Source organism: Segatella copri DSM 18205 (assembly GCF_025151535.1).
Lineage (GTDB): Bacteria > Bacteroidota > Bacteroidia > Bacteroidales > Bacteroidaceae > Prevotella > Prevotella copri.
The window spans coordinates 2506804-2519071 of the sequence record NZ_CP102288.1 but is presented as its reverse complement, the minus strand read 5'-3'; the positions used below and the strand labels follow the sequence as shown (position 1 = coordinate 2519071).

General features: G+C 48.4%; 12 protein-coding genes. 6 read left to right on the top strand and 6 right to left on the bottom strand.

The features are described from left to right. Positions 1 to 34: 34 nt before the first annotated feature. From nadD to NQ544_RS10620, 3 genes are all read right to left on the bottom strand, one after another. Entirely contained in the window at positions 35 to 607 is a 573-nt protein-coding gene (gene nadD / locus NQ544_RS10630; protein WP_006847974.1) for a nicotinate (nicotinamide) nucleotide adenylyltransferase, read from the bottom strand. A gap of 147 nt (positions 608 to 754) precedes the next feature. Next, the gene (gmk, locus tag NQ544_RS10625) at positions 755 to 1330 is read right to left on the bottom strand and encodes a guanylate kinase (RefSeq protein WP_006847973.1); all 576 of its coding nucleotides are present in this window, start codon (positions 1328 to 1330) and stop codon (positions 755 to 757) included. 152 nt (positions 1331 to 1482) lie between these two features. Then, complete coding sequence (locus NQ544_RS10620) at positions 1483 to 2361, bottom strand: YicC/YloC family endoribonuclease (protein WP_006847972.1); 879 nt, start codon at positions 2359 to 2361, stop codon at positions 1483 to 1485. A 91-nt stretch (positions 2362 to 2452) separates the two neighbouring features. Here NQ544_RS10620 and tsaB point away from each other — a divergent pair, with 91 nt between their 5' ends. The 6 genes from tsaB (at position 2453) to rseP (ending at position 8373) form a co-directional block, all read left to right on the top strand. Further along, positions 2453 to 3145 (top strand): tRNA (adenosine(37)-N6)-threonylcarbamoyltransferase complex dimerization subunit type 1 TsaB, encoded by a 693-nt coding sequence (tsaB, locus tag NQ544_RS10615; protein ID WP_040553267.1) that lies wholly within the window; start codon positions 2453 to 2455, stop codon positions 3143 to 3145. A gap of 29 nt (positions 3146 to 3174) precedes the next feature. Beyond that, a complete protein-coding gene (locus NQ544_RS10610; RefSeq protein WP_006847970.1) occupies positions 3175 to 3774 on the top strand; it encodes a DUF4290 domain-containing protein in 600 nt (199 codons plus the stop codon). 30 nt (positions 3775 to 3804) lie between these two features. Then, entirely contained in the window at positions 3805 to 5115 is a 1311-nt protein-coding gene (murA, locus tag NQ544_RS10605) for a UDP-N-acetylglucosamine 1-carboxyvinyltransferase (protein ID WP_006847969.1), read from the top strand. Between the two features lie 31 nt (positions 5116 to 5146). Further along, positions 5147 to 5668: a ribosome maturation factor RimM gene (gene rimM / locus NQ544_RS10600; protein ID WP_006847968.1), complete on the top strand. Its 522-nt coding sequence runs from the start codon at positions 5147 to 5149 to the stop codon at positions 5666 to 5668. Positions 5669 to 5741: 73 nt separating this feature from the next. Continuing rightward, positions 5742 to 6902 (top strand): 1-deoxy-D-xylulose-5-phosphate reductoisomerase, encoded by a 1161-nt coding sequence (locus NQ544_RS10595; protein WP_006847967.1) that lies wholly within the window; start codon positions 5742 to 5744, stop codon positions 6900 to 6902. Between the two features lie 88 nt (positions 6903 to 6990). After that, entirely contained in the window at positions 6991 to 8373 is a 1383-nt protein-coding gene (rseP, locus tag NQ544_RS10590; protein ID WP_006847966.1) for an RIP metalloprotease RseP, read from the top strand. A gap of 86 nt (positions 8374 to 8459) precedes the next feature. On the opposite strand, the gene NQ544_RS10585 is transcribed toward rseP, so the two are convergent. The 3 genes from NQ544_RS10585 to recG form a co-directional block, all read right to left on the bottom strand. Further along, entirely contained in the window at positions 8460 to 9410 is a 951-nt protein-coding gene (locus NQ544_RS10585) for a M23 family metallopeptidase (RefSeq protein ID WP_006847965.1), read from the bottom strand. Positions 9411 to 9645: 235 nt separating this feature from the next. Further along, on the bottom strand, positions 9646 to 9966 hold the full coding sequence (locus NQ544_RS10580) for a hypothetical protein (RefSeq protein WP_006847964.1): 321 nt from the start codon (positions 9964 to 9966) through the stop codon (positions 9646 to 9648). Positions 9967 to 10120: 154 nt separating this feature from the next. Beyond that, a complete protein-coding gene (gene recG, locus NQ544_RS10575) occupies positions 10121 to 12217 on the bottom strand; it encodes an ATP-dependent DNA helicase RecG (protein WP_006847963.1) in 2097 nt (698 codons plus the stop codon). Positions 12218 to 12268: the final 51 nt, after the last annotated feature.

Sequence of the window (12268 nt, the reverse complement as noted above, 5' to 3'; positions counted from 1 at the left end):
ATATGATTTTAAGCGTTTTCGGAGAGAGGGATGCTTAGAGCTGCCTGTAGTTTCTGACAGCCAGTTGCTCGATGCATTCCGGCATCATTCCCCTGATGCTTTCCTCCTCTTTGATACGCTTTCTGATTTCCGTGCTGCTGATGTTGAGCAGTGGAGTTTCTACGATGGTAACGCCTTCTGGCACATTGCCTATGCAGGCTCCCTGGCGTGGATAAACCACGATGGGATAGTGTGCTAGAATGTCGTCGTGGTGGTACCACTTGTCGAAAGCAGCCCAGTTGTCGCCACCAATCAGCAGGGTGAACTCATTTTCCGGGTAATCCTTGCTGATGGCTTGCAGCGTGTGCCAGGTATAAGATGGCTTAGGCAGGCGGAACTCATAGTCGCATGCCTTCAGTTGTGGCTCGTGCTCCAGCGCTTTTTCTACCATTTCCAGGCGCAGCTGGTCGTCGAGCAAGTCGGTAGCGGTCTTCTTGAATGGGTTCATGGGCGAAACCATGAACCACACCTCATCCAGGCAGGCCTTCTCGCAAAGGCTTTTCGCCAATGCGATATGGCCCGTATGGATGGGGTTGAAGCTACCGCCAAAGATTCCTACCTTCTTCATTTCTTATTCTTCTTATTTGGGAGTTATGGGGAGCTAGCTGTTGAGGCCTGGTTTTGGACAGGCGATGGAATCGCCTGGAACGGGGGGCTGCTTTCTGCTTGCGGCAGGGGGGTGTTTTCGGCCTGGGCTGGGGCTGCTTGCTAGCTTTTACTCTGCGTCTAGGAAGGTCTTGACGAGCTGATAAACCTCCTGCTGAGCCTTCTCCAAGTCATCGTTTACGACCACGTGGTCAAACTGAGGGGCGAAGGTCAACTCATAGCTTGCCTTGGCAAGGCGCTGCTCAATCACCTCAGGCGCATCAGTATTGCGGCCAACCAGACGGCGGCGCAATTCCTCTACCGAAGGTGGCTGGACAAAGATGCTCAAGGCACGCTTGCCATAAAACTTCTTGATGTTTACACCACCCTTCACGTCAATATCGAAAATCACCGACTCGCCCTTGGTAAGCTGGTTTTCTACCTGTGACTTCAGGGTGCCGTAGAATCTGTCCTGGTAAACCTCCTCATACTCCAGGAACTCGTCAGCCTCAATCTTAGCCTTGAATTCCTCTGGAGAGAGGAAGAAATACTCTACACCATTCTGTTCTGTACCGCGCGGAGCACGAGAGGTGCAGCTGATAGAGAAAGCCAGCTTCAATTCCGGGTGCTCTTTCATCAGCCAGTTTACGATGGTGCTCTTACCGCTGCCCGATGGGGCGCTGAAAATTAACAATCCGTTCTTCATTTTTTATTCTTCTTTTCTTTATTTGCTGTTTGATAGGGGGCTTTTTGGACAGGCGATAGAATCGCCTGGAACGGGGGCGAGGCTTTCAAAAACGCCACTTGAGGGGGCTTTTGAGGCGGCTCTCGGGGAGAGAGAAGGTGCCTGTCTCTTGTTTAGAGAGCATTCAGCACCTGCTCCTTGATCTGCTCCAGTTCGTCCTTCATCTTCACCACGATGTTCTGCATTTCAGCCTGGTTGCTCTTAGAGCCGGTGGTGTTGATTTCACGTCCCATTTCCTGTGCGATGAAACCGAGTTTCTTTCCTACACCATGACCTTCCTCATTCATGGTCTCGCGGAAATACTTCAGGTGGTTGGCAAGGCGCTGCTTCTCCTCGCTGATGTCGAGCTTCTCGATGTAGTAGATGAGTTCCTGCTCCAGGCGGTTCTTGTCGTAATCCACATTTGGAATCTGCTGCAGGCCGTTAACGATGTTCTGTCTGATCTTCTCCACGCGAGCCTTCTCGTATGGTTCGATGCTAGCCAGGAGAGTCTGGATGTTATCCACCTTCTCTGTGAATTTCTTCTGAAGAGCGGCTCCTTCCTGCTTGCGGAAGGCAACGAGATGGTTCACAGCCTCGCAAATTGCATTTTTTGCCACTTCCCACTCCTCATCGGTCAATTCTTCCACATCCGTCTTCGTTGTTACATCCGGAAGACGCAACAGAGTGCTGTACCAGTCGGTTGGCTCAGGAATGCCTGTTTCAGCCGAAATCTTCTTGATTTGCTGGTAATAATTCTGTACAAGCGCCGCATTGATAGGAGTGGCATCTGTAGTAGCATCCTTATCAATCCAGATGGCGAAGTCAACCTTGCCTCTTTCTAGATTTTTAGAGATATACTGACGGATTTCCATCTCCTTCTCTCTATAGAGCGGAGCAATACGAGTAGAGAGGTCAAGCGTCTTGCTATTTAATGACTTTATCTCTACATTAATCTTCTTTGTTTTAAAGGCCGCGGTAGCTTTTCCGAAGCCTGTCATTGACTGTATCATATAATCTTTCGCGTTAAATTTCTGCAAAAGTACAAAAAAAAGCGAGAAAATGAGTATATTTGCACCTTATTTAAGAATATATTTTTTAATTATGTCGTGTATATTGAATATTGAGACGAGTACGGACGTGTGCTCAGTGGCAATTAGTGATAGTGGACAGGTGATTTTCAACCAGGAAGATCACACAGGTCCTAACCATGCTGTTAAGTTGGGTGTGTTTGTAGATGAGGCTCTTGATTTCCTCGATTCTCATGGCCTTCCGCTGGAGGCTGTGGCGGTAAGTTGCGGTCCGGGTTCCTATACCGGATTGCGTATCGGTGTGAGTATGGCGAAGGGCATCTGTTATGGTCGCGGTGTGAAACTCATCGCTGTTCCAACACTCGAACTGATGGCTGTGCCTGTATTGCTTGGCGAACATCCTGAGGAGGAAGACGCTCTCATCGTACCTATGCTCGACGCCCGCCGCATGGAGGTATATGCCGAAGTGCTCGACCGCGCCCTGAAGGTGGTTCGCCCTATTCAGGCTGATATTGTGGATGCTGATACCTACAAGGAATATCTGGACCAGCATCATGTATACTTCTTCGGAAATGGCGCTGCCAAGTGTATGGAGACCATCAACCATCCGAATGCTCACCTCGTAGAGGGCATTGAGCCTTTGGCTAAGAATATGGCTCCGCTGGCAGAGAAGCGTTTTGTAGAGGGCAAGTTCGAAGATGTGGCATATTTCGTGCCTTTCTATCTCAAGGATTTCGTGGCTAAGATGCCAAAGAAACTGCTCTAGAATTATTGATTATATAAAATATTGTAAGAATGAATATAGAAGGATTAGACTATAATACCCAGAGAGCTAAGCTCATTCTGCCTGAGTATGGCCGTGAGATTCAGCAGATGGTAGACCATTGTCTGACGCTTACCGACCGTGAAGAGCGCCAGCGCTGTGCAGAGACCATTATTGCAGTCATGGACCGTATGTTCCCAGAGAACAGAGGGGTAGAGGACCATGAGCAGAAACTCTGGGACCAGCTTGCCATCATGAGCAATTTCCAGCTCGACATCGATTTCCCTTATGATGTATCGGATGCTGTAAAGATAGCAACCAAGCCGGAGCCTTTGCCATATCCTATGCAGCACATCCCGGTGCGCCATTATGGAGCTATGCTCTTCGAGATTTTCGAAAAGCTGAAGACGATGGAACCAAGTGAGGAGCGCGATAAACTCGTGGAGCTTACTGCCAACCAGATGCATCGCGACCTGGTAACCTGGAGCCATGGCTCCAGCGATGTAGCCAAGGTAGCTTCCGATCTGGCACGTTTTACCGATGGCAACATCCAGCTCGATCTCGATACTTTCGTTTTCGAGAAGATTGAGGCACAACCTAAGAATGTAAATAATAATAAGAAGAAAAAGTAATCCACATTATTATATATAGTAGACAAGCTTATGGAGTCTTTCATCATAGAGGGCGGTCATCCGCTCAAAGGTACTATCACACCTCAGGGCGCCAAGAACGAGGCACTGCAGGTTATCTGTACCACAATCCTTACCGACGAGCCTGTGCGCATCACCAACGTGCCGGACATCCTGGATGTGAACAACCTGATTAAGTTGCTCCAGGAGATAGGTGTCAAGGTAACCAAGCACAGTCGTCACGACTATACATTCCAAAGTGATGAGTTGAAACTCGATTATCTCGACAGTCTGGAGTTTGTGAAGAAATGTTCTTCTCTTCGTGGTAGTGTGCTCATGATAGGTCCGCTGCTCGGTAGATGTGGCAAGGCTACCATAGCTCAGCCGGGTGGCGATAAGATAGGTCGTCGCCGTCTGGATACCCACTTCCTGGGCTTCAAGTATCTGGGCGCCAACTTCGTTCACGATGATGAGCGTAATGTTTACCAGATACAGGCAAAGAAGCTGAAGGGCTGCTATATGTTGCTCGATGAGGCTTCGGTTACCGGTACCGCCAATATCATCATGGCATCTGTATTGGCAAAGGGCACTACCACCATTTATAATGCAGCTTGCGAACCATATATCCAGCAGCTCTGCCATCTGCTCAATGCGATGGGTGCTCAGATCAGCGGCATCGCCAGCAACCTGCTCACCATCGTGGGTGTTGATAAACTGCATGGTGCCGAGCATCGCATCTTGCCTGATATGATTGAGGTAGGTTCGTTCATCGGCATGGCGGCAATGTGTGGCGAAGGTGTGCGCATCAAGAATGTGTCTGTCAAGGATTTGGGTATTATTCCTGATGCATTCCGCCGCCTGGGAGTGAAGATAAGTATAGAGGATGATGACCTTGTGATTCCAGAGCAGAAGCATTATGTCATCGATTCATTTATTGACGGCACCATCATGACACTTGCCGATGCCCCTTGGCCAGGACTCACTCCTGACCTTCTTTCCGTGCTCCTTGTAGTGGCTACCCAGGCTCGCGGCAGCGTTCTCTTCCATCAGAAGATGTTCGAGAGCCGCCTCTTCTTCGTGGATAAACTGATTGATATGGGTGCGCAGATTATTCTCTGTGATCCTCACCGTGCTGTGGTGGTTGGTCATGACCATAAGATCAAACTGCGTGCTGGTAGAATGACCAGTCCTGATATCCGTGCCGGTATTGCCCTGCTGATTGCTGCCATGAGTGCCAATGGTACCAGCCGCATTGCCAATATCGCCCAGATAGACCGTGGTTACGAGGATATCGAGCATCGCCTTAATGCGCTGGGTGCCAAGATTACCCGTGTCAGTGATTAATCAATGTTAAATGTTAAATGTTGAATGTTGAATGATTAGACGTGACGAAGTATATAAGATAGGCAAGTTGGGAAAACCTCATGGTGTGAAGGGCGAGATTACTTTCGCCATTACAGATGATGTTTTCGACCGTGTAGATGCCGAGTACCTGGTACTCGACATCGATGGCATCCTCGTGCCTTTCTATTTAGAGGAATATCGTTTTAAGAACGATGAAAATGTGCTCGTGAAGTTTGAGGATATCGATACCCAAGAGCAGGCACGCAACTATACCGGTTGCGAGGTTTTCTTCCCACGTCATCTCTCTGACAGTGATGAAGAGAACATGAGCTGGGCAGAAATCATCGGTTTCCACCTGGTAGATGCCGTAAGCGGCAAGGTGGTAGGTACCATAGCACATGTAGACGATTCTACCCTCAACCTTCTTTTCGAGGTAACAACCGATGCAGGTGATGAAATCCTCATCCCTGCCAGCAACGACCTCATCGAAGAGGTGAGTGCTGAAAAGAAAGAAATCAGAATGGCAATTCCTGAGGGATTGCTCGACTTATAAAGTGAAGAGTGAAGAATTCATTTGCTTTACTAATCATAAAGTTCTAAGTTCAAAGTTAATAATTTCAAAGTAAATGAAGAAACAACAGATATGTATTCTCGGTTCTACGGGAAGTATCGGTACACAGGCGCTTGATGTCATCGAACAGCACAGTGACCTTTACGAGGTATATTGCCTCACCGCCAACAACCGAGTGCAGGAACTTGCCGAGCAGGCTCGCAAGTTCCATCCGGCTGCTGTGGTCATAGCCAATGAGGCTCGCTACGAGGAGCTGAAGGATATGCTCAGTGATGAGCCTGATATCAAGGTTTATGCCGGTGCTCAGGCGCTTTGCGATATCGTACAGGCTGAGCCTATCGATATGGTGCTGGCTTCCATGGTAGGCTTCTCGGGCCTGGAACCAACCATCCATGCCATCAAGGCGCGTAAGAAGATATGTCTTGCCAACAAGGAAACACTGGTGGTAGCGGGTGAGCTGATCTGCAATCTTGCACAGGAATATCATGTGCCTATCCTCCCTGTTGACAGCGAGCATAGTGCCATCTTCCAGAGTCTGGTGGGTGAGGGCGACAACGAAGTAGAGAAGATTCTCCTGACCTGTTCGGGTGGTCCTTTTCGCAATTATACCCACGAGCAGTTGGAGAAGGTGACTGCTGCCGATGCCCTCAAGCATCCTACCTGGGATATGGGCGCCAAGATAACCATCGATTCGGCTTCGCTCATGAACAAGGGCTTCGAGGTGACAGAAGCTAAATGGCTCTTTGGGGTTCCGGCTGATAAGATTGAGGTGCTTATCCATCCGCAGAGCGTTGTGCATAGTGCCGTTCAGTTTGTTGATGGTGCTGTCAAGGCTCAGTTGGGTGTGCCAGATATGCGTCTGCCTATCCAGTATGCCTTCTCTTTCCCTCAGCGTCTGCATCTGAATGGCGATCGTCTCGACCTCTTCAAGACGCAGGATTTGCAGTTCTTCAAGCCTGACTATCAGAAGTTCAAGTGTCTGCAACTGGCTTTCGATGCCATCAGAAAGGGTGGTAATATGTCATGTATCGTGAATGCAGCCAACGAGATAGTGAATGCCGGCTTCCGCAAAGGTGAGTGTGGCTTCCTTCAGATGGCTGATATCATCGAAGAGACGATGGCGAAGGCTACTTTCGACAGTAATCCCGACCTCGATGTCTATCTGCAGACCGATGCTGAGGCTCGCCGCATAGCTACAGAGCTGATGCACAAGTAATAGTTTATAGTTAATAGTTAAAATGAACGTAGGATATAGGGCTCATCATAAAGTTCAAAGTTCCAAGTTCAAAGTTCAAAGTAAATAAATGGAAGTATTTTTGATCAAAGCGTTGCAGCTGATGCTGTCGCTTTCCATCTTAGTGTTGCTCCATGAGGGCGGACACTTCTTCTTCTCCAAACTCTTTGGTGTAAGAGTGGAGAAGTTCTATCTGTTCTTCGACCCTTGGTTCCATCTCTTCGAGTTCAAGCCAAAGAATTCGGATACTACCTATGGTTTGGGATGGTTGCCGCTCGGAGGATATTGTAAGATTTCGGGTATGATAGATGAAAGTTTCGATACCGAACAGATGAAACAGCCGGAACAGCCATACGAGTTTCGCAGCAAACCGGCATGGCAGCGCCTGCTCATCATGATAGGTGGCGTGCTGGTTAACTTCGTGTTGGCTCTCTTCATCTATTCCATGATTCTGTTCCATTGGGGCGACAATTATGTGGCTACCCGCGATATGAGTTATGGTATGAAGTTCAATACCGAGGCAAAGGCATTGGGCTTCCAGGATAAGGATATTCTGGTAAGCACCGATCTGGGTGAGTTCAAGACCTTTGATGGCGATCTGTATCGTAATCTCTCTGAGGCTAAGCAGGTCAATATCATCCGTCAGGGCAAACCGATGACGCTTAATCTGCCTGGCGATCTCGACATGCTCAGTATGATTAAGAGCAGTCCTCGCTTCGTAGATTTGTATGTGCCTCTGCAGATTGATAGTGTGATGAAGGATTCGCCTGCCAGCAAACTCGGTTTGGCAAAGGGTGATAAGATTCTTGCTATTAATAATAAAAAGGTAGTCTCTTTCAACGAATTTCAGATAGAATTGGGCAGAGTAGAGGATGTGCTTGCTTCGGCTGAGACGCCACAGGATAGTGCCAGAGCACTTACAGCTCAGGTTACTTATCTCAAGGCTTCTGGCGATACCGTCAAGTCGAGTGTTCTCCTGAAGTCTACCGAAGAGGGTGTGAAGTTTGGTTTCTACAATCATCCTGTCATGCTCGATTATAAGATTACTCATGTCAACTATGGTTTCTTCGAGAGTTTCCCTGCCGGCATCAAATACGGCTGGAATGTCTTGGCCGGTTATGTGGGCGATATGAAGTATGTCTTCTCTAAGGAAGGTGCCAAGAGTCTAGGTGGTTTCGGTGCGCTGGGCAGTCTCTTCCCATCTGTATGGGATTGGCATGCATTCTGGCTTATGACAGCGTTCCTGAGTATCATTCTTGCCTTCATGAACATTCTTCCTATCCCTGCTCTTGATGGTGGACATGTGTTCTTCCTTCTCTATGAGATTATCACAGGTCGCAAACCGGGCGATAAGTTCATGGAGCGTGCTGAGTATATTGGTTTCGGCATACTGATTCTTCTGCTTGTTGTGGCCAATCTGAACGATGTATTGCGACTCTTCGGCATCTTGTAATGCCGAGGAATCGCGAAAATAAAGGTCTAAAAAAAGAGGGTGTGTCATTAATTAATGACACACCCTCTTTTTTAGAGTTTATTCTTTTATACGTATCTGATAATCTGTCCTACACTAACCTTCTTGTCTTTGCGGTAGCCGTTGAGTCTGCAGATCTGCTCTACAGTTACGCCGCGCTTTTCAGCGATAGAACTAAGCGTTTCGCCTGGCTTCACCTTGTGGTAGAGCTTCTCGTGGTCAGCAGGCAGTTCGTAGTATCTTCCCACTTCGCCGCCGTTAACCTGCTCTCTGGTGTAACCACCGTTGCCAACCTTGCCACGGGCAGCATTGGCATCAGCTGATTCGCTTTCGTAGGTATTACGGTTAAAGCTGTAGAAGTCGCCTGTAACGTCCTGGTTGCGGAAATCGAAGAAGAGTGCCGGGTTCAGAGCCACACCACAGAGACGGGTCTCAAAGTGGAGATGCGAACCGGTACTTCTACCCGTATTACCACCCAAGCCAATCACATCGCCGGCTCTTACCTCTTCGCCCTCAGTAACGAGCTGCTTAGAGAGGTGACCATAGATAGTCTCCAAACCGTTGTTGTGACGAATCACGATGTACTTACCGTAACCACCACCTTCATATCTTACGATGCGAACTCTGCCTGAAAAGGCTGAGCGGATTGAGTCGCCAATATAAACCTTGATGTCCATACCTTTATGTTGGCGGCCAAAGCTAGCACGGTAACCGAAGTTACTTGTGACAACGCGACTAGGAGTTGGCATGCAGAAATGACGGAGATCGATGCGGAAGTGCTCAGGCAAGGTTGTAGCCCTGTGAGCGTACTTGTTAGAGAAATCCTCATACAGCTCGGCTGCAGGGTTCTCTCTGTCTTCAATCATTCGATAATGCGACACAGCGAGTGTGTCGAGCGATTTCATTCTGTGGTCTACAGGTGCCTGTCTTGCCAACAGATCTTGTCCGCAAACAGGAGAAACTGTTAGCGCCAACAATGCAACGACCGAAATTTTCTTTATACTCTTTTTAAAACTCATACTACTTTTTCTATTTTCTTTTTTAGGTTCGTGTCAACAGCGCAGAATCATACAAGAAATTCTGCAAAAACCACTAAGGCAAATGCCTTCATGTAGCGGTTTTGTTATATAGACGTTGCAAATATAACAAAAAAACTTCAAAAAACCAAAGTTGTTAAAGCCAAAAGGGCGATATTTAACGCCCTAGCCTTATTTTTAACTTACATTAGGAAAATGAGATGCAAGGAGTTGACTTTTAGTACGTTTCATGCTTTTGTAGCATTCTCAACAGAGCCACGGCAGGAGAATGCCCCATGAAAATATACTTTTTTACCTCCGGACTGGTGAATCGGAGGCATTCCTGATAAGCGCGGTAGAGGTCGTTGAGGTTGATGGTAAATTCCTTACCCGATGACTCTCTGATACCGATAATCATCTTTGCCGTTACATGCAGTTTGACGTATCTGATGCCTGTTGCGCTTTCTATTTCTGTAATGTTTTCGAGAATGGCTCTCATTTCTTCCAGGGTTATTTCTGGTCGCGGCTCCCTGATAGCCGGCTTTCTTCTTCTATCCATAATTATACTTTTTACTTTTGGGACAGGCGATGGAATCGCCTGGAACGGGGGTGAGGCTGCTTGATAGCTGAAGCCACCTTTTAGCCTTGCTTTCTGATAACAGGAACTGCTTTTGCTTGCTTTCTGATAACAGGAACTGCTCTTGCTTACTGCTTTAGCTGATGGCTGCCCAGTTGATATGGGTTTTCTTCAAATCCCTGAGGCGGTTCCAGAGTAGGGCGTTGTGAGGAGCATTGCATTCGGGATCGTTGTCGATGATTTCCTGTGCTTCTGTGCGCGCCAGTTGTACCAGCTGACCGTCTCTGGCAATATTCGCTATCTTCAGGTCGAAAGCCATGCCGCTCTGCTGCGTTCCCTCCAGGTCGCCGGGACCACGGAGTTTCAAGTCGGCCTCGGCGATACGGAAACCGTCGTTCGTATCGCACATGATATCAATACGTTTGCGGGTTTCTTCTGAAAGCTTATAGTTGGTTACCAGAATGCAGTAGCTCTGGTCGCAGCCTCTTCCTACACGGCCTCTCAGCTGGTGCAACTGGGAGAGACCGAAGCGCTGTGCGTCCAGGATGACCATCACAGAAGCATTGGGCACATTAACACCAACTTCTATCACGGTGGTGGCAACGAGAATCTGTGTTTCGCCCTTCACAAACTGCTCCATCTCTACCTCCTTCTCGGTAGATTTCATCTTTCCGTGTATCTTACTCAATTTGAATTCCGGGAATGCCTGTTTCAGCGTTTCGTAACCTTCTTCCAGGTTCTTCAGGTCGCTCTTCTCGCTTTCCTTGATCAGCGGAAAGACGATATATACCTGTCTGCCGAGATTAATCTGGCGGCGGATGCTCTGATAGAGACTGGTGAGTTGGGTATCAAACTTATGTAGCGTCTGTATCGGTTTTCTGCCCGGTGGCAGTTCATCAATCACGCTCACGTCCAGGTCACCATAAATGGTCATGGCGAGGGTGCGGGGGATAGGAGTGGCGGTCATCACGAGGATATGAGGCGGATTCTCGCTCTTGTTCCACAGCTTGGCTCTCTGTGCTACACCGAAGCGATGCTGCTCATCGATGACGGCTACGCCTAATCTTCTGAAAACCACAGGGTCTTCGAGGATGGCATGGGTGCCTACCAGAATCTGGATGTCGCCCGTAGCCAGGTCGGCAAGAATCTTTTCTCTCTTCTTTCCCTTTACGATGCCTGTGAGCAGTTCCACCCGGATATCCATTCCCTGCAGGAAGTCGCAGATGGTTTGCAGATGCTGCTCGGCAAGAATTTCGGTAGGTGCCATCATACATGCCTGATAACCGTTATCCAGCGCAATGAGCATGGTCATGAGAGCCACGAGCGTCTTGCCCGAACCCACATCACCCTGCAGAAGACGGTTCATCTGTCTGCCGCTGCACATATCGGCTCTGATTTCATGCATCACCCGTTTCTGTGCTCCTGTCAGTTCAAAAGGCAGATGATGGGCATAGAACCCGTTGAAGATATCGGCGATGCGGTTGAAGACATATCCCCTGAACTTGCGGCGCTGGTCGGTGGCATACCTTATTATATTAAGCTGCACATAGAAGAGTTCCTCAAATTTAAGGCGTACCTGTGCTTTCTGCATCTCCTGATGGGAATGCGGATAATGAATCATGCGGATGGCTGCATCGCGCGAAACCAGATGCAGACGGTCTACGATATGGTTTGGCAGCGTTTCGGGAAGAGGAGGAAGGATGGTGACCAGCTGCTTGGTCATCTTCTCTATGGAACGTGAGGTGTAGCCGCGCTTCCTAAGGTTCTCGGTAAGCGAGTAGTAGGGCTGCATGCCCATCTCTGAAATCTGGAGATTGGTGGCATCGTCCATATCGGGATGGGTAAACTGGAATCTGCCGTTGAAGACGGTTGGCTTTCCAAAAACGAGATATTCGGTTCCCACCTTATAGGTCTTCATGATGTATTGGGCACCGCGATACCAGATGAGATCAGCCACACCGTAGCCGTCTGAGAAATGGGCTACCAGCAGTTTGTTGCGCTTGCCGGTATCTATCTCATCGTAGCTGAGTATCTTGCCTTTGAGTTGTACAAAGGGCATGTCGGCATTGAGTTCGCTGATGTGGAAAACCTTGGAGCGGTCTACATATTTATATGGATAGTATTCCAGCAGGTCACTATAAGAGTTGATGCCGAGCTCCTTGCTCAGTATCTCTTTCTTCTTGGGTCCTACCCCTGGCAGGAACATGATGTCTTGGTCTAAAATACTATTCATAATGATGCAAAAGTACAACATTATGGCAAAACAGCCAAAATGTTTAACGCT